General features: G+C 39.5%; 20 protein-coding genes and 1 other annotated feature. All 20 genes read right to left on the bottom strand.

What is annotated here, in order from left to right; translation table 11 throughout:
* Nucleotides 1-160: 160 nt before the first annotated feature.
* The 20 genes from ACKVEV_RS16110 to sigH all read right to left on the bottom strand — a co-directional run bounded on the left by ACKVEV_RS16110 (nucleotide 161) and on the right by sigH (nucleotide 22,742).
* Complete coding sequence (locus ACKVEV_RS16110; protein WP_409367320.1) at nucleotides 161-2,140, bottom strand: FtsX-like permease family protein; 1,980 nt, start codon at nucleotides 2,138-2,140, stop codon at nucleotides 161-163.
* The gene (locus tag ACKVEV_RS16115; RefSeq protein ID WP_173479254.1) at nucleotides 2,130-2,891 is read right to left on the bottom strand and encodes an ABC transporter ATP-binding protein; all 762 of its coding nucleotides are present in this window, start codon (nucleotides 2,889-2,891) and stop codon (nucleotides 2,130-2,132) included. Before ACKVEV_RS16115 ends, ACKVEV_RS16110 begins: the two co-directional genes overlap by 11 nt.
* 96 nt (nucleotides 2,892-2,987) lie before the next feature.
* A complete protein-coding gene (locus ACKVEV_RS16120) occupies nucleotides 2,988-4,010 on the bottom strand; it encodes a sensor histidine kinase (RefSeq protein WP_409367321.1) in 1,023 nt (340 codons plus the stop codon).
* Entirely contained in the window at nucleotides 4,011-4,694 is a 684-nt protein-coding gene (locus tag ACKVEV_RS16125) for a response regulator (RefSeq protein WP_409370574.1), read from the bottom strand.
* A 100-nt stretch (nucleotides 4,695-4,794) separates the two neighbouring features.
* Nucleotides 4,795-5,982 carry an elongation factor Tu gene (gene tuf, locus ACKVEV_RS16130; RefSeq protein ID WP_409367322.1) on the bottom strand — a complete coding sequence of 396 codons (1,188 nt, stop codon included), beginning with the start codon at nucleotides 5,980-5,982 and terminating at the stop codon, nucleotides 4,795-4,797.
* A 136-nt stretch (nucleotides 5,983-6,118) separates the two neighbouring features.
* Nucleotides 6,119-8,197: an elongation factor G gene (fusA, locus tag ACKVEV_RS16135; RefSeq protein WP_402927309.1), complete on the bottom strand. Its 2,079-nt coding sequence runs from the start codon at nucleotides 8,195-8,197 to the stop codon at nucleotides 6,119-6,121.
* Between the two features lie 42 nt (nucleotides 8,198-8,239).
* A complete protein-coding gene (rpsG, locus tag ACKVEV_RS16140; RefSeq protein WP_024364378.1) occupies nucleotides 8,240-8,710 on the bottom strand; it encodes a 30S ribosomal protein S7 in 471 nt (156 codons plus the stop codon).
* A 147-nt stretch (nucleotides 8,711-8,857) separates the two neighbouring features.
* Nucleotides 8,858-9,277 carry a 30S ribosomal protein S12 gene (gene rpsL, locus ACKVEV_RS16145; protein WP_010860613.1) on the bottom strand — a complete coding sequence of 140 codons (420 nt, stop codon included), beginning with the start codon at nucleotides 9,275-9,277 and terminating at the stop codon, nucleotides 8,858-8,860.
* Nucleotides 9,278-9,375: 98 nt separating this feature from the next.
* The gene (locus ACKVEV_RS16150) at nucleotides 9,376-9,624 is read right to left on the bottom strand and encodes a ribosomal L7Ae/L30e/S12e/Gadd45 family protein (protein WP_402927310.1); all 249 of its coding nucleotides are present in this window, start codon (nucleotides 9,622-9,624) and stop codon (nucleotides 9,376-9,378) included.
* Between the two features lie 137 nt (nucleotides 9,625-9,761).
* On the bottom strand, nucleotides 9,762-13,448 hold the full coding sequence (gene rpoC / locus ACKVEV_RS16155) for a DNA-directed RNA polymerase subunit beta' (protein WP_409367323.1): 3,687 nt from the start codon (nucleotides 13,446-13,448) through the stop codon (nucleotides 9,762-9,764).
* A 206-nt stretch (nucleotides 13,449-13,654) separates the two neighbouring features.
* A complete protein-coding gene (gene rpoB, locus ACKVEV_RS16160) occupies nucleotides 13,655-17,230 on the bottom strand; it encodes a DNA-directed RNA polymerase subunit beta (protein WP_409367324.1) in 3,576 nt (1,191 codons plus the stop codon).
* Nucleotides 17,231-17,472: 242 nt separating this feature from the next.
* On the bottom strand, nucleotides 17,473-18,075 hold the full coding sequence (locus ACKVEV_RS16165) for a class I SAM-dependent methyltransferase (RefSeq protein ID WP_409367325.1): 603 nt from the start codon (nucleotides 18,073-18,075) through the stop codon (nucleotides 17,473-17,475).
* A gap of 75 nt (nucleotides 18,076-18,150) precedes the next feature.
* Complete coding sequence (rplL, locus tag ACKVEV_RS16170) at nucleotides 18,151-18,510, bottom strand: 50S ribosomal protein L7/L12 (RefSeq protein WP_409367326.1); 360 nt, start codon at nucleotides 18,508-18,510, stop codon at nucleotides 18,151-18,153.
* A gap of 72 nt (nucleotides 18,511-18,582) precedes the next feature.
* A complete protein-coding gene (gene rplJ, locus ACKVEV_RS16175) occupies nucleotides 18,583-19,083 on the bottom strand; it encodes a 50S ribosomal protein L10 (RefSeq protein ID WP_173479249.1) in 501 nt (166 codons plus the stop codon).
* 32 nt (nucleotides 19,084-19,115) lie between these two features.
* Nucleotides 19,116-19,262: a sequence feature (ribosomal protein L10 leader region), on the bottom strand.
* Nucleotides 19,263-19,317: 55 nt separating this feature from the next.
* Nucleotides 19,318-20,016 carry a 50S ribosomal protein L1 gene (gene rplA / locus ACKVEV_RS16180; RefSeq protein ID WP_402927315.1) on the bottom strand — a complete coding sequence of 233 codons (699 nt, stop codon included), beginning with the start codon at nucleotides 20,014-20,016 and terminating at the stop codon, nucleotides 19,318-19,320.
* Between the two features lie 118 nt (nucleotides 20,017-20,134).
* Complete coding sequence (gene rplK / locus ACKVEV_RS16185; RefSeq protein ID WP_004233593.1) at nucleotides 20,135-20,560, bottom strand: 50S ribosomal protein L11; 426 nt, start codon at nucleotides 20,558-20,560, stop codon at nucleotides 20,135-20,137.
* A 231-nt stretch (nucleotides 20,561-20,791) separates the two neighbouring features.
* Complete coding sequence (gene nusG / locus ACKVEV_RS16190) at nucleotides 20,792-21,325, bottom strand: transcription termination/antitermination protein NusG (protein ID WP_402927316.1); 534 nt, start codon at nucleotides 21,323-21,325, stop codon at nucleotides 20,792-20,794.
* A 311-nt stretch (nucleotides 21,326-21,636) separates the two neighbouring features.
* Entirely contained in the window at nucleotides 21,637-21,822 is a 186-nt protein-coding gene (secE, locus tag ACKVEV_RS16195) for a preprotein translocase subunit SecE (RefSeq protein ID WP_205446172.1), read from the bottom strand.
* Nucleotides 21,823-21,870: 48 nt separating this feature from the next.
* The gene (gene rpmG / locus ACKVEV_RS16200; RefSeq protein ID WP_402927318.1) at nucleotides 21,871-22,017 is read right to left on the bottom strand and encodes a 50S ribosomal protein L33; all 147 of its coding nucleotides are present in this window, start codon (nucleotides 22,015-22,017) and stop codon (nucleotides 21,871-21,873) included.
* Between the two features lie 77 nt (nucleotides 22,018-22,094).
* Nucleotides 22,095-22,742: an RNA polymerase sporulation sigma factor SigH gene (gene sigH, locus ACKVEV_RS16205; RefSeq protein ID WP_402927319.1), complete on the bottom strand. Its 648-nt coding sequence runs from the start codon at nucleotides 22,740-22,742 to the stop codon at nucleotides 22,095-22,097.
* Between the last annotated feature and the right edge of the window lie 41 nt (nucleotides 22,743-22,783).

Consider the following 22,783-nt stretch of genomic DNA (forward strand, 5'->3'; position numbering starts at 1 on the left):
GATTGTTAATATGTTAAACTTTAATATTCTAACAAGTGAAAGTCAAGCAGTTTTTAAAGGTTTCAAAAAACTGCCAGCAATCCACCCTCGTTACAAAAAAACAGCATGCCCTATATAAGGACACACTGTTTTTAGAGTTTCTTCCTATTTAACTGTCTGTCTATAGTGATTCTCTAATCACCTTTTTATAATAGCCAACTGACAGGACTGCAAAAATGGCATACAAGGCAATATAGCAACACATCGCAATCCATAACGGCGCAGTTAACTCCGACCCGAATAAGAACCAGCCTGATTTCACCGCGAAATAACTATGGAGTTGCCCAATCAATAGTGGCACACCGAAATTAAACGCTTGTTTCATATAGATGCCCTTCATAATATCTCGTTCTGAGAAACCTATTTTTCTTAAAATGGTATATGCTCCTCGTTCCTCTTCGGCTTCGGACATTTGTTTAAAGTACAGAATGCTACCTGTAGTCGTCAAAAATGCTAACCCTAAAAATGCTGTTGTAAAAATCGATAAACCAAGAGATTCAATATTATTTTTGCGCTCAGCTTCAAAAGAATCGATGTTGTAATTTTGGGTATTGCCATCCGTATCTATAATCGAGACAACATTTGCACCCGATTCTTTATATAATTTTTCCGCTAGCACAATGTCTGACTTAGACTGTAACGTAATGGACGTTTGTTTATGCCAAGGGAAAAGCTTTGCTTGCGTAGCCAACTTATCAAACAATGCATCTGACACGACAAAAATCGGTCCTCCGCCTCCAGCAGTTACTGTTCCACCAATAATACTTTCATCTACAATCGCTTTGACATGCAATGTTTCTTTCAGTTCTCCTGCAGATACTACTAAATCCCGATCTTTTTCTAAAGGAAACATCTCGGCCATATAGCCACCGTAGTTCGTTAAAATAACATCATTACCCGATATAGATGCTTTTGGTGACCGTTGTTGATAATCCGAAAGGGGAATCGTATAAATTGTCCCTTCCAGATTATTAAAAGGACTATCTTGATGTGCATCAGCCATTAATTGAGCGATGGAAGCTGTTACACCTTGCAAGCGGTACTCGATCTTATCAAAAGCTATATTATGGTCCTTTAACTTATTTAAAAAGTCTTGACCTTGATCTTCATGCAAAATATAATCGCCAGGTACTTGGCTATAGGCTGATGCTTCTGAAGAATAATATGATATATATGATAATGTTGTAATCCCAAGAGATACACCTGTTAAAACGGTAATAAGCGTCAATGATTTGGCATTGCTTTTCATGCGGTGCATAATAGGCGTTAATGCTAAAACATCATGGACAGACAAATGGCCATTTTTCTTTAAACGAACAGTATTCATAATAAATGCTACGGAGAAACGAAAGACTAGGAACGTCCCACCAATTGTAGTAGCTAATATAATGATCATATTTAAAAATAGATTACCTGCAGTATTAATATCAAATAGTTTTGTTGAAGCATAGTAGCCATAAGCAATGAGGACAAGCCCTAAAAAGCCAATAACCATTTGTAATGGGCTAAATCGCTTCACACGCTCATCGGCTTGTTTTGCTGCGCTAAATAACGATAGCAACGATACACGGTGGATCATCCACGTCATTTGTATTAACACCACGACTAATAAAATTGCAAAAACGATGATTGATTGTTTTAATGCTTGTGTACTAAAGGTCATTGTCACAAGCGTTTCCTTTTCCAATATGCGCAATAAAATCATGGCGATTAAGCGCGAGCTAAAGAAACCAACGAGTATTCCTACAACGACTGCACCGATAAATAATAACATGCTTTCTAACGCCAATAATCGTACAATCAAGCCCTTTGTCATGCCGATTAGCTGATATAAGCCAATTTCTTTACTGCGACGTTTCATAAATAAATGATTGGCATACAACACGAAAAATAAAATGATAAAGTACAAAATATAAGTTGCTGCTTTAAATCCTGCTGATGCCGTACCACTCTTCTGAACTGTATCAAAGACTTCGCCATTATATTCTAATGTCACAAAAGAAAAATAGAGTGTCACACTAAAAATCAGTGCAAAAAAGTATAAATAATAATGCTTCATATTTTTCTTCATGCTTCGCAATACTAGCTTACTAAGACTCATAACCGTCACCGCCTAGCACACTTTGCGTATGCATAATTTCTTGGAAAAATGCCTGTCTTGTTTTATCACCTTTATATAGCTCACTATAAATAAGCCCATCTTTTAAAAATAAAACACGTGTACAGAAACTTGCTGCCACCGCATCATGTGTAACCATCATAATTGTCGCCTTTTTCGTTTCATTAATGCTTTGTAAGTTTTTCAGGAGTGCTGTTGCTGATTTTGAATCGAGTGCACCCGTTGGCTCATCGGCAAACACCATCGATGGATTTGTAATTAATGCTCTGGCAGCAGATGTCCGTTGCTTTTGACCACCTGATATTTCATTCGGGTATTTATTTAAAATATCTGCAATACCGAGTAGATAGGTTAGCTCCTTCACACGACTTTCCGCCACAGCCTTTGGTAACTTGCCGATTGCTAATGGCAATAATATATTTTCCTTAACCGTCAATGTGTCCAATAAATTATAATCTTGGAAGATGAACCCGAGCTGCTCACGACGGAAATTCGCCAATGCTTTCTCCTTCATGCCGCGCAAGCTTTGGCCGTTAATTTCAATAACACCTTCCGTTGCAAAATCAATGGAACACAAAACATTTAGTAGCGTCGTCTTTCCAGACCCAGAAGGACCCATAATACCTACGAATTCCCCTTCATTTACTTCTAAATCTATACCTTTCAGCACCTCTTGCGCCGTTGACTTTTTTCCATACACTTTTTTTACTTTACGTCCAATTAACACTGCCATGATGTAACGCCCCTTTCTATATTACAAGTGTACCTTGTCTAGCGCATCATTTCGTGCGATTTACATGACAATATAAAAAGGTAGGTGACAATTTCGTCATCTACCTGTTAGCTTTGTATATTCATTTTGTAATGGAAATCGCAGCGTAAATATCGAACCTTCACCTACAACTGATTGCACGCTAATATGGACGCCGATTTTGTGTGCAATTTTTTGTGCTAAATATAGGCCCATACCCGTTGATTGAGCGGATTCTCTCCCTGCCGTGCCTGTATATGACTTCTGAAAGATGCGCGGCAGATCCTCTTTCCGTATACCAATACCATTGTCCTTAATATGTAGTAAAGTTGCAGAGGATGTATCGACTTCAGTAAAAATAAAAATTTCACTATTTTTCGGACTATACTTTATGGCATTCGATAACAGTTGCCTTACAATAAACGCTATCCATTTTGTATCGGTCAAAACGATTTCATTTAATTCTGCTACATCGAAGCCAATATCCTTCTCTAAACACCAAGCTTGCATGGCCCGGATTTCTTTATAGACAACCGTTCGCAGCTCAATTTCTGTTAAATAATTATCTTTTTCGATAGAAGCTAAGCGTGTTTGATGAAGTTGCTGATCGACCAGCAGATGAAGCCTTAACCACTCTGTCTCAAGTTTTCTTCGCAAGGCTAAATCTTCAATATGCTCCAACATTAAATTAATCGTTGTTAATGGCGCCTTCACCTCATGTACCCAAGCAAGGAGCTCATCGGAATATTCCTGTAGCTGCACTTTTGTATGATTTAATTCTGCATCCTTCTCATAAAAGACGTCTTCTATTTTTCGGTAATATGCATTTTGAAATGGTGATAAAGCTAAACTTCGAGTATGTGGTTCATCAAGTCGACTATCCACATTTCCCAGGAAATCTCGCAACTGACCGACTTCTCTTATATAACGCCACAACAAAAACAGGGCAAACGTCACGAGCATAATGATATTTAGATACCAAATAGAAACACCGACTAAGCCAACATCTAAAGAAAATAAAACGTTAAGGATAAGAATAAGAAAAACAAAAAAGCCAATCCAGGCAAGCCGTTCTCTTAAAAACAATAATGGCATTTTCATTCACGACACCTGTGTAACGGCTATATAGCCAAGTCCCTTTTTTGTCACGATGACTTCCTGTAAGCCAATATCCTCTAGCTTTGTCCGTAAACGGTTCACATTGACCGACAAAGTATTATCATTGACGAAACGCTCGTCGTCCCATAGCTTTCTCATTAAATCTTCTCTCGAGACAATTTGATTAGCCTTTTCAAGTAAGATTCTTAAAATAAATAATTCATTTTTAGTTAATGATACGAGTTGTCCGTTAAACATAATCTCGCTTCTTGCATAATCGACTACAGCTCCATTGAAGCGGATCACATCCATCGCTTCTTCTACATAGTCATAAGTGCGGCGCAAAATGGCTTGTACTTTCGCAAGTAACACTTCCATATGAAAAGGCTTTTGGATAAAGTCATCGGCACCCATTTGCATAGCCATCACCATATCCATCGGATGATCTCGGGAGGATAGAAATAGAATGGGCACTTTTGAAATATGTCGTATTTCACGGCACCAATGAAAGCCGTCATATGCCGGTAATTGAATATCAATTAAGACAAGTTGGGGCTTCTCTTCTATAAAATCATCCATCACCTTTTGAAAATCACTTGGACCTACCACTTGGAGGGACCATTGCGAAAAACGCTCCTGAATCATTGCAAAAATTGATGGATCATCTTCTATCAATAACACTTTCATTTCCATTAGCATGCACTCCTTCCGTCATTTTATTTTAACATAAAAAACCAATCTGTAAGCGTCCCTACAGATTGGTTTTACAATTAGCATATGCTAAAAATTATTTTTGGATAGAAGCAACTACGCCAGCGCCTACAGTACGGCCACCCTCACGGATAGAGAATTTAGTACCTTCTTCAAGAGCGATTGGAGCGATAAGTTCTACTGTCATTTCGATGTTATCGCCAGGCATTACCATTTCGACGCCTTCTGGTAAGTTACAGATACCTGTTACGTCAGTTGTACGGAAGTAGAACTGAGGACGGTAGTTAGAGAAGAATGGAGTATGACGGCCACCCTCTTCTTTAGATAAAACGTAAACTTCAGCTTTGAAGTTTGTGTGTGGAGTGATTGAGCCTGGTTTAGCTAATACTTGACCACGTTGGATTTCTTCACGAGCTACACCACGAAGTAAAGCACCGATGTTGTCACCAGCTTCAGCGTAGTCTAATAATTTACGGAACATTTCAACGCCAGTTACAGTTGTAGATTTAGCTTCTTCAGCGATACCTACGATTTCAACTACGTCACCAACTTTAACTTGACCACGTTCAACACGGCCAGTTGCAACTGTACCACGACCAGTGATAGAGAATACGTCCTCTACTGGCATCATGAATGGTTTGTCAGTTTGACGTTCTGGAGTTGGGATGTAAGAATCTACAGCGTCCATTAATTCAACGATTTTTTCTTCCCATTCTGCTTCGCCTTCAAGAGCTTTAAGAGCAGAACCTTTGATTACAGGGATATCGTCGCCTGGGAAGTCATATTCAGATAGTAGGTCACGGATTTCCATTTCTACTAATTCTAATAATTCTTCGTCGTCTACCATATCACATTTGTTCATGAATACTACTAAGTATGGAACACCTACTTGACGAGATAAAAGGATGTGTTCACGAGTTTGTGGCATTGGGCCGTCAGCAGCAGATACTACTAAGATACCGCCGTCCATTTGTGCAGCACCAGTGATCATGTTTTTAACATAGTCAGCGTGTCCTGGGCAGTCAACGTGTGCATAGTGACGAGTTTCTGTTTCATATTCAACGTGAGAAGTGTTGATTGTGATACCACGTTCTTTTTCTTCTGGTGCGTTATCGATGTCAGCGTAAGATTTAGCTACACCACCCATTTTTTTAGAAAGAACTGTAGCGATTGCAGCAGTTAAAGTTGTTTTACCATGGTCAACGTGTCCGATTGTACCAATGTTAGCATGCGTTTTTGAACGGTCAAATTTTTCTTTAGCCATTAGAGATTGCCTCCTCGAAATTATATGTTTTATTTTAAAAATTTATAGAATGAATGCTGATAGAGAACGGGCCCATCCTCTATCCTGCAATCATAGCTTACAAATTAGTTATACTTTATGCAAGATGAAAATTCAATTATTCACCTTTATTTTTTTTGATGATGTCAGCAGCAATTGATTTTGGTACTTCTTCATAATGATCAAATGTCATTGAGAATACACCGCGACCTTGTGTTGCTGAACGAAGAGTTGTTGCGTAACCAAACATTTCCGATAGTGGAACCATTGCACGAACAACTTGAGAGTTACCGCGAGCATCCATACCCTCAACGCGTCCGCGACGAGAAGTAATGTTACCCATGATATCACCAAGGTACTCTTCAGGAATTACAACTTCTACTTTCATCATTGGTTCTAAAATTACAGCATCACATTGTTTTGCTGCTTCTTTAAGAGCCATAGAAGCTGCGATTTTGAACGCCATCTCATTCGAGTCAACGTCATGGTAAGAACCGAATACTAATTTCGCTTTAATGTCGATTAGTGGGTAACCAGCTACTACACCGCGGTCAAGAGAGTCACGAAGACCTGCTTCAACTGCAGGAATGTATTCACGAGGAACTACACCACCAACGATAGCGTTTTCGAATTCAAAGCCTTTACCTTCTTCATTTGGAGAGAACTCAATCGTTACGTCACCATATTGTCCACGACCACCAGATTGGCGAGTGAATTTACCTTGAACTTTTGCAGAGCTACGGAATGTTTCACGGTAAGATACCATTGGAGCACCTACGTTAGCTTCTACTTTAAATTCACGGCGCATACGGTCAACTAAGATATCAAGGTGAAGCTCACCCATACCTGAGATGATTGTTTGTCCAGTTTCTGTGTCAGTGTGAGCACGGAAAGTTGGATCCTCTTCTTGAAGTTTTTGTAAAGCTTGACCCATTTTATCTTGGTCAGCTTTTGATTTTGGTTCTACAGAAAGAGAAATTACTGGTTCAGGGAATTCCATTGATTCAAGAATTACAAGGTGTTTCTCGTCACAAAGTGTATCACCAGTAGTAGTATCTTTAAGACCTACAGCTGCTGCGATATCCCCAGCGAATACTTTAGAAATCTCTTCACGAGAGTTAGCGTGCATTTGTAGGATACGACCTACACGTTCACGTTTACCTTTAGAAGAGTTTTGTACGTATGAACCTGCATCTAATGTTCCAGAGTACACACGGAAGAAAGTTAATTTACCTACGAATGGGTCAGTCATAACTTTGAATGCAAGAGCTGAGAATGGCTCTTCATCAGAAGATTTACGTTCTAACTCTTCGTCACCATCAACTGAAGTACCTTTGATTGCTGGTACATCAACTGGAGATGGTAAGTAATCGATAACTGCATTTAACATTGGGCGTACGCCTTTGTGTTTGAATGCTGTACCACAGATTACTGGGTAGAATTCTACTGCAATTGTAGCACGACGGATAGCCGCTTTAAGCTCAGCTACAGTGATTTCTTCGCCTTCTAAATATTTTTCCATGATTTCTTCATCAACACTTGCAACAGCGTCGATTAATTTTTCACGGTATTCTTCAGCCATTTCGCGGTGTTCTTCAGGAATTTCACCTTCAGTTACTGCAGTACCTTTTTCGTCGCCGTAGAAAGTTGCTTTCATTTCAACTAAGTCGATGATAGCAGAGAACTGATCTTCAGCTCCGATAGGTAATTGGATTGGGTGAGCGTTTGCTTGTAAACGTTCGTGTAGAGTACCTACTGAATACAAGAAATCTGCACCTGTTTTATCCATTTTGTTAATGAATACGATACGTGGTACACCGTAAGTTGTAGCTTGACGCCATACAGTTTCAGTTTGTGGCTCAACACCAGATTGAGCATCTAGAACTGTTACAGCACCGTCAAGTACGCGTAAAGAACGCTCTACTTCTACAGTGAAGTCTACGTGTCCAGGAGTATCGATGATGTTTACACGGTGGCCTGCCCATTGAGCTGTTGTCGCAGCAGAAGTGATAGTGATACCACGTTCTTGCTCTTGCTCCATCCAGTCCATTTGAGAAGCGCCTTCATGAGTTTCACCGATTTTGTGAATCTTACCTGTGTAATAAAGGATACGCTCAGTTGTTGTTGTTTTACCAGCATCAATGTGAGCCATGATCCCAATATTACGAGTATTCTCTAGAGAGAATTCGCGTTTCATTAGGTATTTCTCCTTCCATATTGGGCTTATGCTATGTTTAGATTACCAACGGTAGTGAGCGAATGCTTTGTTCGCTTCTGCCATTTTGTGCATATCTTCACGTTTCTTAACTGATGCACCAGTGTTGTTAGAAGCATCTAAAATTTCGTTAGCTAAACGCTCTTCCATAGTTTTTTCACCACGAAGACGAGAATAGTTAACTAGGTAACGAAGACCTAAAGTTGTACGACGTTCTGGACGTACTTCAACCGGTACTTGGTAGTTAGAACCACCAACACGGCGAGCGCGTACTTCAAGAACTGGCATTACGTTGTTTAGGGCAGCTTCGAATACTTCAATTGGATTTTCACCAGAACGTTCTTTAACTAGTTCGAACGCACCGTATAAAATCTTTTGAGAAGTACCTCTTTTACCATCAACCATCATTTTATTGATTAAACGAGTTACTAGTTTTGAATTATAAATTGGATCTGGTAACACGTCACGTTTGGAAACAGGACCTTTACGAGGCATGTGTTTTCCTCCTTTCGAATAATTATCGATTTATTTTAGTAACTTTGCCTTCTAGTAGGTATCACATAAATTTCAATCAGCTAGCATGATTTGAAATTAGTGATAGCTACATGAGACTCAGTAAGTATTAACACTTAACGTGTTAAATTATTTTTTTTCTTTAGGGCGTTTTGTTCCGTATTTAGAACGTGATTGTAAACGACCGTTTACACCAGCTGTATCAAGAGCACCACGTACGATATGGTAACGAACACCCGCTAAGTCTTTTACGCGTCCGCCACGGATAAGAACAACACTGTGCTCTTGTAAGTTGTGGCCTTCACCTGGGATATAAGCTGTAACCTCAATTTGGTTAGTTAAACGCACACGAGCGTATTTACGTAACGCTGAGTTTGGTTTACGAGGTGTCATTGTACCTACACGAGTACAAACACCACGTTTTTGTGGAGATTTAACATCAGTTAAAGATTTTTTAAATGAGTTATATCCTTTGTTTAACGCTGGTGATTTTGATTTCGTGATTTTAGATTGACGAGGCTTACGTACTAATTGGTTAATTGTAGGCATCGGTATTTCCTCCCTTCATTTATTCCTTGTTAATACCACACATCCAGGTGGTTCATTTTTTGGGTAAAAACAAAGTCTTTGTGTTTTATACACAAAAACTAATCTACAGCAATAGCAACTACTGCAGCTCCAACATGGATTCCACAGGCTTTGCCTAGTTCCTTTTTGGACTCGACAAGAATAACTGGTATACCGATTTCTCTCGCGAAAGATATGGCCGAATCGGTTACCCAATTGTCTGCATCAAGTGCCACGAAAAGCTCTTTCACTAAACCAGCTTGCATTGCTTTTACTGCTTGCTTTGTACCAATGATTGTTTGACTAGCCTTTACTTTATCATAAGACATTTTCATATCCTCCGAAGTTCAGACAGTTAACTATCAACCTTCAATATATTATCATTATCAATTTCCACTGTCAACTAATATCTTTAAAAAGTCCGAAGAGATGCACGCTTGCCATCTCTTCGGAGCTTTCATTTTAGTTATTCAGCAGAAACTAAATCTTCTGCATCAAGCTCATCTTTTTCAATGCGGATTTGACGGTAACGTTGCATACCAGTACCTGCAGGAACAAGTTTACCGATAATTACGTTCTCTTTTAATCCTAGAAGTTCATCACGCTTACCTTTAATTGCAGCATCTGTTAACACACGAGTTGTTTCTTGGAATGATGCAGCAGATAAGAATGATTCAGTTTCTAATGAAGCTTTTGTAATACCTAGAATTACAGGGCGACAAGTTGCAGGGTTTTTGCCGTTCATTACAGCATCTGCATTTGCCTCAGAGAATTGGTGAATGTCAAGTAATGAGCCAGGTAATAATTCTGTATCACCAGCTTCGATTACGCGCACTTTACGAAGCATTTGACGTACCATTACTTCGATATGTTTGTCGCCAATTTCTACCCCTTGCATACGGTATACTTTTTGCACTTCTTTTAGTAAATATTCTTGAACTGTTGAAACGTCTTTTACTTTTAATAATTGTTTTGGATCGATAGAACCCTCTGTTAATACTTGACCACGCTCGATTGCGTCACCTTCGATAACTTTTAGACGTGCATTATACGGTGCTTGGTATTTACGAGTTTCTACATCACCTTGAACTGTAATTTCTTTTAGGCCTTCACGGATTTCCGTAATATCAGATACCGTACCAGCAATCTCAGAAATAACAGATTGACCTTTTGGATTACGTGCTTCGAAAATCTCTTGGATACGAGGAAGACCTTGAGTAATATCGTCTCCGGCTACCCCACCTGTATGGAATGTACGCATTGTTAACTGAGTACCTGGTTCACCGATTGATTGAGCCGCAATAATACCAACTGCTTCCCCAACTTCAACTTTTTCACCAGTTGCTAAGTTCATGCCGTAACATTTTTTACATACACCATGTTTTGTATTACATGTAAATGCAGAACGGATTGTTACTTCTTCGATACCTGCTTCTGTAATAATACGAGCGATATCTTGGTCGATTAAACCGTCTTTTTCTAAAATTACATCGCCTGTTTCTGGATGTACAATCGTTTTCTTCGTATGACGACCAACAATACGTTCGTCTAACGCTTCGATTAGTTCTGTACCTTCCATTAACGCACCGATTGTTAAGCCGCGGTCAGTTCCACAATCATCTTCACGTACGATTACATCTTGTGCAACGTCAACAAGACGACGTGTTAAGTAACCTGAATCGGCAGTTTTTAGGGCTGTATCGGCAAGACCTTTACGAGCACCGTGTGTTGAGATGAAGTATTCCAATACTGTTAAACCTTCACGGAATGAAGACTTGATTGGAAGTTCGATAATACGACCAGCCGGGTTGGCCATCAGACCACGCATACCTGCTAACTGTGTAAAGTTAGATGCGTTACCACGGGCACCTGAGTCAGACATCATGAAGATTGGGTTTGTTTTCTCAAGAGACTTCATCAGTTTCGCTTGAATTTCATCTTTCGCTGCACTCCAGCTAGAGATAACACGGTCATAACGCTCTTCTTCTGTGATGAAACCACGACGGAATTGCGCTTGAACTTTATCTACTTTCTCTTGTGCGATTGCTAAGATATCACCTTTGTCTGGTAATACGACGATGTCAGATACACCAACAGTGATACCAGCGCGCGTTGAATATTTGAACCCTAAGTTTTTCATGCGGTCTAGCATTTTAGATGTTTCAGTAATGTGGAAACGTTTGAACACTTCTGCAATGATATTTCCTAAGAATTTCTTGCGGAATGGGTTTACAACAGGTACTGATACAAAATGTTTGCGAAGTACTGCTGAACGTTGTGCATCTACTTTACCTTTTTCATCTAATTCGTTGTACGCAGCATCTGCTTCAAGCTCTGCTAACGTTTCTTCGTCAATTGTTAAGTTCACGAAGTATTTATCTGGTGTTACTTGCTCTAAGTTGAAATCAGTCGGTTCGTTAATGTACGGGAATGATTCAGGCAAGATTTCATTAAAGATCACTTTACCAACAGTTGTTAATAAGAACATATTGTTTTGTTCTTCAGTAAATGTTGGGTTGTTTAATGAACTTGCTTTAATCGCGATACGTGTATGCAAGTGAACATGACCTGTATCATAAGCGATTAGCACTTCATTTGGTCCGTAGAAAATAGAACCTTCGCCACGAGCATTTTCACGCTCAAGCGTTAAATAATAGTTACCTAATACCATGTCTTGAGATGGTGTAACAACTGGTTTACCATCTTTCGGGTTTAGGATGTTTTGAGCAGCAAGCATTAGCAGGCGAGCTTCAGCTTGTGCTTCTGCTGATAATGGTACGTGAACCGCCATTTGGTCACCATCGAAGTCGGCGTTATACGCTGTACATACTAATGGGTGAAGACGGATCGCACGACCTTCAACTAGTGTTGGTTCAAATGCTTGGATACCAAGACGGTGAAGCGTCGGTGCGCGGTTTAGTAATACCGGATGCTCACGGATAACATCTTCTAAAACGTCCCATACGTCGTTGTTTAAACGTTCGATTTTACGTTTAGCAGATTTAATATTATGTGCAAGACCGCGTTCTACTAGCTCTTTCATAACGAAAGGTTTAAATAGCTCAATAGCCATTTCTTTCGGTAGACCACATTGGTACATTTTTAAGTTTGGACCTACTACGATAACGGAACGACCAGAATAGTCAACACGTTTACCAAGTAAGTTTTGACGGAAACGACCTTGTTTCCCTTTTAACATATGTGAAAGTGATTTTAACGGACGGTTACCTGGTCCAGTAACTGGACGACCACGACGACCGTTATCGATTAATGCATCAACAGCTTCTTGTAACATACGCTTCTCGTTTTGAACGATAATGCTTGGTGCACCAAGATCTAATAAACGTTTTAAACGGTTATTACGGTTGATTACACGACGATATAAATCGTTTAAATCAGATGTTGCAAAACGACCACCATCTAGTTGAACCATTGGACGAAGCTCCGGTGGAATAACAGGCAGTACATCTAAAATCATCCATTCAGGAGAGTTACCTGAGTTACGGAACGATTCTACTACTTCTAGACGTTTAATCGCACGTGTACGGCGTTGACCTTGTGCAGATTTTAACTCTTCTTTTAAAGAATGTGTTTCATCTTCAAGATCGATTTTACCAAGAAGCTTTTTAATTGCTTCTGCACCCATAGCTGCTTCGAATGTTGCACCGAATTTTTCACGGTATGCACGGTACTCTTTTTCAGAAAGTAATTGCTTGCTTTCTAAGTTAGTAGCACCTGGTTCGATTACAACGTAAGATGCGAAGTAAATTACTTCTTCTAATGCACGTGGAGACATATCTAAAATAAGGCCCATACGGCTTGGAATACCTTTGAAGTACCAAATATGAGAAACTGGCGCTGCTAATTCGATGTGACCCATACGTTCACGACGAACTTTTGCACGTGTTACTTCAACACCACAACGGTCACAAACTACGCCTTTATAGCGCACGCGTTTGTATTTACCACAGTGACATTCCCAGTCTTTCGTAGGACCGAAAATACGTTCACAGAATAAACCATCTTTTTCTGGTTTTAATGTACGATAGTTAATTGTTTCTGGTTTTTTTACTTCACCGTATGACCAAGAACGGATCTTGTCAGGAGAAGCTAAACCAATTTTCATATATTCAAATTCATTAACGTCTATCAAGGAGCCTACCTCCCTCTAGTTATAGGTCTTTATAAAGACTCTTTTACGCAGCTCGACAATCGTTTGCAAAATAAATTTTGACAAAAGATCAAAAATAGATTGATTTCATTCGTAAAGAAAAGTCGGGCAGGGCGTTAAATCCTGCCCGACTAATTTGAAAAATAAGTTTGACCATATTCACACGAATGTGAACTTAACCTTATCCATTATTCAAAAGACTCTACTGGCTCTTCTTCTGTATCTGGCTGTGGCGCAATATTAAGTGCGTCAGCTGGTTGAAGATCTTCTTCTTCGTCTAAATCACGAAGCTCTACTTCTTCATCATTGATTGTTAACATTTTAACGTCCATACCAAGAGATTGTAGCTCTTTAATCAATACTTTGAATGATTCTGGAACGCCTGGCTCCGGTACGCTTTCCCCTTTAACGATCGCTTCGTATGTTTTCACACGACCGACAACGTCATCGGATTTAACAGTTAAAATTTCTTGAAGTGTGTATGCTGCACCGTATGCTTCAAGTGCCCATACCTCCATCTCACCAAAGCGTTGTCCACCGAACTGTGCTTTACCACCAAGTGGTTGTTGCGTAACAAGTGAGTAAGGACCAGTTGAACGAGCGTGAAGTTTATCGTCAACCATGTGTGCAAGTTTGATCATGTACATGATACCAACAGATACACGGTTATCGAACGGTTCACCAGAACGTCCATCATACAGGATTGTTTTACCGTCACGGTTCATCCCTGCTTCTTCCATTGTTTCCCACACGTCTTCTTCGTTGGCACCATCAAATACTGGCGTTGCCATATGAACACCTAAGTAGCGAGAAGCCATACCTAAGTGTAGCTCTAAAACTTGTCCGATGTTCATACGAGAAGGTACACCTAATGGGTTTAACATGATATCGACAGGAGTACCATCTGGCATAAATGGCATATCCTCTTCCGGTAAGATACGAGAGATAACCCCTTTGTTACCATGTCGTCCGGCCATTTTGTCCCCTACGCGGATTTTACGTTTTTGAACAATGTATGCACGAACTAATTGGTTAACACCTGGTGGTAACTCATCGCCGTCTTCACGGTTAAACACTTTAACGTCAAGGATGATACCGCCCGCACCGTGTGGTACGCGTAATGAAGTATCACGAACTTCACGTGCTTTTTCACCAAAGATGGCATGTAATAAGCGCTCTTCAGCTGTTAATTCTGTAACCCCTTTAGGCGTTACTTTACCTACAAGAATATCACCATCGCGTACTTCCGCACCGATACGGATAATACCGCGTTCGTCTAAGTTACGAAGCGCATCTTCACCAACGTTTGGAATGTCGCGTGTAATTTCTTCAGGTCCTAATTTTGTATCACGAGATTCAGATTCGTATTCTTCAATATGAACTGAAGTATATACATCGTCTTTTACAAGGCGTTCACTCATGATAACAGCATCCTCATAGTTGAACCCGTTCCAAGTCATGAACGCAACAAGTACGTTACGACCTAATGCAAGTTCACCTTTTTCCATTGATGGACCGTCTGCTAAAATATCGCGAGGTTTCACACGTTCGCCAACTTTCACTAGTGGACGTTGGTTGTATGAAGTACCTTGGTTTGAACGAATGAATTTTTGTAATTTATATTTTGTTAAATCGCCTTTTACTTCTTTACCGTCAACTGTTTCAATGCGACGTACGTGGATTGAACGAGCTTCAACGTGCTCAACAATACCATCATATTTCGCTACTACAGCCGCACCTGAGTCACGCGCGTCTACGTGTTCCATACCAGTACCGACAAACGGAGCTTCTGGATTTAAAAGAGGAACAGCTTGACGTTGCATGTTCGCACCCATCAGTGCACGGTTAGAGTCATCGTTTTCTAAGAATGGAATACATGCAGTCGCAGCAGAAACTACTTGTTTAGGTGATACGTCCATATAGTCCATTTGAGCCTTATTGAAAACAGTGTTATCACCACGGAAACGACCAACAACTTCATCGTTAGTAAATGTTCCATCTGGATTTAATAGCGAGTTCGCTTGTGCTACATAGTAGTTATCTTCTTCGTCAGCTGTTAAGTAATCAATTTGATCCGTTACTTGACCAGTTTCGTGATCGATACGACGATATGGTGTTTCGATGAAACCAAATTTATTTACTTTCGCGAATGAAGATAACGAGTTAATTAAACCAATGTTCGGACCCTCAGGTGTCTCGATTGGACACATACGACCATAGTGAGAATAGTGAACGTCACGCACTTCGAAACCAGCGCGCTCACGTGTTAAACCACCAGGCCCTAATGCAGATAGACGACGTTTATGCGTTAACTCTGCTAGCGGGTTTGTTTGGTCCATGAATTGTGATAATTGAGAACTACCAAAGAATTCTTTAATAGATGCAATTACTGGACGAATATTGATTAATTGTTGTGGTACGATCGCAGCTGTATCATTGATAGACATACGCTCACGTACTACACGTTCCATACGAGATAAACCGATACGGAATTGATTTTGTAATAATTCACCAACAGAACGCAGACGACGGTTACCTAAGTGGTCAATATCATCTGTTGCGCCTACTTGGTAAAGTAGGTTGAAGAAATAACTTACTGAAGATAATACGTCAGCAGGTGTAATATTCTTCACTTCTTCATCAATGTAGGCATTGCCAATTACATTGATTTCTTTTTGCGCTTCATCTTTCGGTGCATAAATTTTAATAGATTGGATTGTTACGTCATCTTCTAGCACGCCGCCAACTTGTGATAAAGTGCGGTAGCCGATGCCTTTAGAAGAATCCTCTAGGTAAGGTAAGATCTTATCTAAAGTACGACGATCAAGCACAGTGCCCTTCTCTACTAAAATTTCGCCTGTTTCTGGATCAACAAGCGTTTCAGCAATCGTTTGGTTGAATAAACGATTTTTGATGTGAAGCTTTTTGTTCATTTTGTAACGACCAACATTCGCTAAATCATAGCGTTTAGCATCGAAGAAACGAGAGTATAATAAACTTTTCGCACTTTCTACTGTTGGTGGCTCACCTGGACGTAGACGCTCGTAGATTTCTAAAAGTGCTTTTTCAGTACTTTCAGAGTTATCTTTTTCTAGCGTATTACGTAAATACTCGTTATCACCGATAATATCGATAATTTCTTGATCTGAACCGAAACCTAATGCACGAAGTAACACTGTTACTGGTAGCTTACGAGTACGATCGATACGCACGTATACTACATCTTTCGCGTCAGTTTCATATTCTAACCAAGCACCACGGTTTGGAATTACTGTCGCACCGAAGCCTTTTTTACCGTTTTTATCAGTTTTATCATGGAAATACACACTTGGTGATCGAACTAATTGTGAAACGATAACACGTTCAGCACCGTTAATAATGAACGTACCTGTTTCTGTCATTAATGGGAAATCACCCATAAATACATCTTGTTCTTTCACTTCGTCTGTTTCTTTGTTGTAAAGACGTACTTTCACACGTAATGGAGCTGCGTAAGTAACATCTCGCTCTTTACACTCATCGACATCATACTTAGGATCACCTAATGAATAATCGATGAATTCTAATGAAAGATTACCTGTAAAGTCCTCGATCGGCGAAATGTCACGGAACATTTCACGTAAACCTTCTTCAAGGAACCACTCGTAAGACGCCGTTTGAATCTCAATCAGATTTGGAAGCTCAAGCACCTCTTTAATACGCGCAAAGCTTCTACGCTGGCGGTGTTGTCCGTACTGAACTAGTTGACCTGTCAACTCATTCACCCCTCAATAAAGCGATATTAGGTCTTTGCAAAATCATCCAAATAGTGTATGATTTCGAAAGACAAAAAGAAAACGAGTCTTCAAAAAGATCTCATTTTCGGTTAACTAAACTTATCTTGGCAAGTATACCCATATTAAATCATTCATATACCAAAAGGGCACACGACCTCAAAATAATATTTTTGCATTGTATCATATTATCATAGCCGTTTTGTCAAGTCAATATTTTATACATATTTCATTTATTTTTTTGCGCGCACTATCCAGTAGCCTTTTTTCTTCTCCACCACATCAACTTCAGAAAATTTTTCTTCTAAATAGCTAACCGTTGATGGCGCACCTTGCTTCTTCTGTATGACTACCCACAGCTCTCCAGAAGTCACTAGTTTCTTATAAGCACCATCGTAAAAGCGGAAAACTGTGTCCTTTCCTGCACGAATAGGAGGATTGGTTAAAATAGCTGCTGCCTTCGCCTCATCATCAACATTCGATAGTCCGTCACTCACAAATATTCGTACATTTTGAACACCGTTTACTTGCGCATTTTTTTGAGAAAGCGCAACTGCTCGTTCATTAATATCCATCATTAAAACGGTACGCTCAGGGTTTGCTTTGGCAATAGATAAGCCGATTGGTCCATACCCACAGCCTACATCGAAAATCTCCCCATCGACATCTGGCATTTGAAACGCATCTATTAATACACGGGATCCAAAATCTACTTCGCTTTTACTAAATACACCTGCATCCGTTTCAAAGGAAAACGTATGCCCAAGTAACTTGAACGTCCAGTGACGAGGTTTACTTTCAGTTTGAGGCTTACTTGTATAATAGTGATCTGACATTTTCACGCCTCCTCAGAATGAAGAAAAAGCTCGCCACAATGACGAGCTTTCCTTTTGTATAGAAGTAATACGAGATTACTTAACTTCTACAGATGCGCCAACTTCTTCAAGTTTAGCTTTGATTTGTTCAGCTTCATCTTTAGAAACGCCTTCTTTAAGAGTTTTAGGAGCGTTATCTACAACTTCTTTAGCTTCTTTAAGACCTAAACCAGTGATTTCGCGAACCACTTTGATTACTTTAATTTTTTCAGCACCAGCAGATGCTAATACTACGTCGAATTCTGTTTTTTCTTCAGCTGCAGCAGCACCGCCAGCAACTACTGCTACTGGAGCAGCAGCTGTTACACCGAATTCTTCTTCGATAGCTTTTACTAAATCGTTTAATTCAAGAACTGTCATAGCTTTGATAGCTTCTAAGATTTGCTCTTTGTTCATTATAATTTCCTCCTAATTGGATGTGTTTTAGTTTTTTGCGGTCAAGCCGCGGAAGTTATGCGACGTAAAGAATTACGCGCCTTGTTCTTCTTTTTGTTCTGCAACAGCTTTTGTTGCAAGTGCGAAGTTGCGCACTGGAGCTTGAAGTACAGATAAAAGCATTGAAAGAAGACCTTCGCGTGATGGAAGTTCTGCAAGTGCTTTAACATCTTCAACAGAAGAAATCGTACCTTCAATAATACCTGCTTTAATTTCTAAAGCTTCGTTTTTCTTAGCGAACTCGTTGATGATTTTAGCAGGAGCTACAACATCTTCAGATGAGAACGCGATAGCGTTAGGACCAGTTAATACTTCATTGATTCCTTCAACGCCAGCAGCTTCAGCAGCACGACGAGTTAAAGTGTTTTTGTAAACTTTAAACTCAACACCAGCTTCACGAAGTTGTTTACGAAGTTCAGTCACTTGTGCAACGTTAAGACCACGGTAATCCACTACTACTACAGATGCAGCGCCTTGGAATTTTTCAGTGATTTCTTGCACTTGTGATTGTTTGTTTTCGATTGCTTTGCTCATGATGACACCTCCTATTAGAATGGGTCATTTATACCGACAAAAGTAAAGCCTCTGAGTCATATAGACACAGAGGCTGAAAGTCATCATCTTTAAAATAAGAATCCGAATTCCGATGTCCTCGGTAGGATCATTAAGTGACAAGTCACTCCTACTGTCTACGGTACAAATGGATGATTCACAACAGCATCCATCTTACCAAAGATACGGATAGCTGTCAATCGATTTATATAAAAATTATTTTACTACTACGTTAGCAGCGTCAATTTTAATAGCTGGACCCATTGTAGTTGTAACATTTACAGATTTCATGTAAGTACCTTTAGCTGCAGCAGGTTTTGCTTTTTGAACAACGTCAAATACAGTTAAGAAGTTTTCTACTAATTTTTCTGTAGAGAAAGAAACTTTACCGATAGGAGCGTGGATGATACCAGCTTTGTCAGCACGGTATTCTACTTTACCAGCTTTGATTTCTTCGATTGCTTTTGTTACGTCGAATGTAACTGTACCTGTTTTAGGGTTTGGCATTAAACCTTTAGGTCCTAATACGCGACCAAGTTTACCAACTTCACCCATCATGTCAGGAGTTGCTACGATTACATCGAAATCAAACCAACCTTGTTGGATTTTTTGGATGTATTCTGCATCGCCTACATAGTCAGCGCCAGCAGCTTCTGCTTCTTTAAGTTTTTCACCTTTAGCGAAAACTAATACGCGTTGAGTTTTACCAGTACCGTTTGGTAGCACTACTGCACCACGGATTTGTTGGTCATTTTTACGAGTATCGATTCCTAAACGGAAAGCAACTTCTACAGTAGCGTCGAAGTTTACTGTGCTAGTTTTTTGAGCAAGTTCGATTGCTTCTTGTGCGCCGTATACGTTGTTACGGTCGATTAATTTAGCTGCATCTTGCAGTTTTTTACCTTTTTTAGCCATTATATATTTCCTCCTTGATTGTGGTTATAGCGGATTTTACCTCCCACGAATAAAGGTTGCGCGTTCACAAAGAAACTCCGCAACCTTCCAAAAAACAAAAACATCAAGTAACTGGGAATTAGTCTTCGATAACAATACCCATGCTTCGTGCAGTACCTTCAACCATTAACATAGCAGCTTCTACTGAAGCAGCGTTAAGGTCTGGCATTTTAGTTTCAGCGATTTCGCGAACTTTATCACGTTTAACCGTTGCAACTTTTTTACGGTTTGGTTCACCAGATCCAGATTGGATACCAGCTGCTACTTTAAGTAAAACTGCTGCAGGTGGAGTTTTCGTAATGAAAGTAAATGAACGGTCCTCGAATACTGAAATTTCAACTGGAATAATAAGACCAGCTTGATCAGCAGTACGCGCATTGAATTCTTTACAGAATCCCATGATGTTCACACCTGCTTGACCTAATGCAGGACCAACCGGTGGAGCTGGGTTTGCTTTACCAGCAGGGATTTGAAGTTTAACAACTTTAATAACTTTTTTAGCCACGAGACACACCTCCTTAAGTCCGTGATGTGGTAATTGGGTTGCCCCTCCCACTCAATATCTGTCTGTCAGCTAAGTGCCGATAACATTAAAATTATCATTACAGACGTCATCCGAAGTATGACAGTCTGACCTTTGAAATGATACCACTTTTAATTTTTTTAAGCAAGTAGTAATTAACAAAATCTGCGATATACGCTCAATCGTACGGAATATGGTAACGAGAATGCAATACTATAATTTTTGAATTTGTTCAAAATCCAGTTCCATAATCGTTTCGCGACCAAACATATCTACAGAAACTTTTAGTTTTCCTTTTTCAGCGTCGATTTCTTCAACACGTCCTTGGAAGTGTGCAAACGGTCCTTCTAATACTTCAACTGCTTCACCAACAGTAATATCGATTTCCACAATTTTATCAGTCATACCCATTTGTTGTAATAGACGATCTGCTTCTTCTGGTAAAAGTGGTGTTGGTTTTGCTCCGCCACCTGATGAACCGATGAAGCCAGTTACACCTGGCGTATTGCGGACAACATACCAAGAATCATCTGTCATGATTAGCTCTACCAAAACATAACCAGGGAAGACTTTACGCATCATTGTCTTCTTTTTGCCGTCCTTCATTTCTGTTTCTTCGTGCTCAGGCACAATCACACGGAAGATTTTATCTTGCATCCCCATTGTTTCAACACGTTTTTCTAGGTTTGCTTTTACACGGTTCTCATACCCTGAATACGTATGAACAACATACCAATTTTTCTCCATAACTGCTAGGACTACTCGTCCGTCCCTCCCTTACTAATAAAAGTGAAAATGATCGCGATACGCAAAGTGCATCCTTTATTCTTTTCACAAACTTCTTATAAGAAAAACATAGCTTTCGCCTTAGCAAGCGAAAGCTCGATGATATATACCTAATTAGCATAGTCATCTATGGCTACTAACATACTTTTCCTAGTAGCACACTTATCATAATGTGAACATTTTACTGCTCTTCACTTCATAAAACAAACGAAAAAACCCGTTATTGTAAAGGACGGGCTATTTTCAAAAGTATTAACATGCTCTTTTCTAAATTATAAATCTAAGTACCAGCGGAATAATGATGAAATACCTAAGTCTACTAACACAAAAAATAAAGCCATAATTACTACAGTTGAAATTACAACGACTGTATATTTCGTCAGTTCTTTACTTTTTGGCCAGCTAGTTTTTCGCATTTCCGACATTACGTCGCTGAAAAAACCTTTAATCTTGCCCATTCTAGCCTAACCTCCGAATCAATCATATCTGTCTATTTACAAAATATTTTATAGCGTTTGTTTATGCACTGTATGTTCATTGCAATGCGAACAATATTTCTTTAATTCGAGGCGTACAGTAGTATCTCCTTTAGCAGGAACTGTGTAATTTCTCGATCCGCATTTTTCACAATTTAGCACGACTTTCTTTGCCATTGTAATCACCTTTTCGGCACTTTGTCTTTTAAAGACTAACACCTAAAATTGTCAATGTCAACAAGGGTAGGTGCGCTCTAAGACATTTCCTCAAGCACTAAATGACGCTCTAATTTTCGCTTCACTCGTTGCAAAGCATTATCAATTGATTTCACATGGCGATTTAATTTCGCAGAAATTTCATGATAAGATTGCCCATCTAAGTATAGAGCTAATACTTGCAGCTCTAGTTCACTTAAAATTTCGCTCATTTTTTCTTCTAAATAACCAAACTCTTCTCTATGAATCATCAACTCTTCTGGATCATCCATAATAGCGCCTGTTAACACATCCATTAACGTGCGATCGGATTCCTCATCAAAAATAGGTTTATCTAAAGAAACATAAGAGTTTAGTGGAATATGTTTTTGCCTTGTTGCTGTTTTGATAGCGGTAATAATTTGTCTTGTTATACATAATTCAGCAAAAGCACGAAAAGAAGCTAGCTTGTCCTCTTTAAAATCACGAACAGCTTTATACAGTCCAATCATACCTTCTTGCACAATATCTTCTTTATCAGCACCAATTAAGAAATAGGATCTCGCCTTTGCTCTTACTAACAATCGATATTTTGTAATTAAAAAATCTAACGCATCTGTATTACCTTGATGCACCATTTCAATAAGCTCTTCATCATTGAATCGTTCAAAATCTTGTGTCACTTGTACAATACTATTTTTAAACATGGTATCACCTCAGCTACAACAGATAATTAGGAACAGTATAA

Origin of the sequence: Lysinibacillus sp. 38-6 (assembly GCF_046245175.1) — a bacterium.
GTDB lineage: Bacteria > Bacillota > Bacilli > Bacillales_A > Planococcaceae > Lysinibacillus.

What these genes read in the sequence shown, in the direction of transcription:
- rpmG (WP_402927318.1), bottom strand. Translation starts at nt 22,017, where the DNA reads ATGGCAAAGAAAGTCGTGCTAAATTGTGAAAAATGCGGATCGAGAAAT.
- ACKVEV_RS16150 (WP_402927310.1), bottom strand. Translation starts at nt 9,624, where the DNA reads ATGTCTTATGATAAAGTAAAGGCTAGTCAAACAATCATTGGTACAAAG.
- ACKVEV_RS16110 (WP_409367320.1), bottom strand. Translation starts at nt 2,140, where the DNA reads ATGAGTCTTAGTAAGCTAGTATTGCGAAGCATGAAGAAAAATATGAAG.
- ACKVEV_RS16125 (WP_409370574.1), bottom strand. Translation starts at nt 4,694, where the DNA reads ATGAAAGTGTTATTGATAGAAGATGATCCATCAATTTTTGCAATGATT.
- fusA (WP_402927309.1), bottom strand. Translation starts at nt 8,197, where the DNA reads ATGAAACGCGAATTCTCTCTAGAGAATACTCGTAATATTGGGATCATG.
- nusG (WP_402927316.1), bottom strand. Translation starts at nt 21,325, where the DNA reads ATGGAGAAAAATTGGTATGTTGTTCATACGTATTCAGGGTATGAGAAC.
- rplL (WP_409367326.1), bottom strand. Translation starts at nt 18,510, where the DNA reads ATGAACAAAGAGCAAATCTTAGAAGCTATCAAAGCTATGACAGTTCTT.
- tuf (WP_409367322.1), bottom strand. Translation starts at nt 5,982, where the DNA reads ATGGCTAAAGAAAAATTTGACCGTTCAAAAACGCATGCTAACATTGGT.
- ACKVEV_RS16120 (WP_409367321.1), bottom strand. Translation starts at nt 4,010, where the DNA reads ATGAAAATGCCATTATTGTTTTTAAGAGAACGGCTTGCCTGGATTGGC.
- ACKVEV_RS16115 (WP_173479254.1), bottom strand. Translation starts at nt 2,891, where the DNA reads ATGGCAGTGTTAATTGGACGTAAAGTAAAAAAAGTGTATGGAAAAAAG.
- rpsL (WP_010860613.1), bottom strand. Translation starts at nt 9,277, where the DNA reads ATGCCTACAATTAACCAATTAGTACGTAAGCCTCGTCAATCTAAAATC.
- secE (WP_205446172.1), bottom strand. Translation starts at nt 21,822, where the DNA reads ATGGGCAAGATTAAAGGTTTTTTCAGCGACGTAATGTCGGAAATGCGA.
- rpsG (WP_024364378.1), bottom strand. Translation starts at nt 8,710, where the DNA reads ATGCCTCGTAAAGGTCCTGTTTCCAAACGTGACGTGTTACCAGATCCA.
- sigH (WP_402927319.1), bottom strand. Translation starts at nt 22,742, where the DNA reads ATGTTTAAAAATAGTATTGTACAAGTGACACAAGATTTTGAACGATTC.
- rplJ (WP_173479249.1), bottom strand. Translation starts at nt 19,083, where the DNA reads ATGAGCAAAGCAATCGAAAACAAACAATCACAAGTGCAAGAAATCACT.
- rplA (WP_402927315.1), bottom strand. Translation starts at nt 20,016, where the DNA reads ATGGCTAAAAAAGGTAAAAAACTGCAAGATGCAGCTAAATTAATCGAC.
- ACKVEV_RS16165 (WP_409367325.1), bottom strand. Translation starts at nt 18,075, where the DNA reads ATGTCAGATCACTATTATACAAGTAAGCCTCAAACTGAAAGTAAACCT.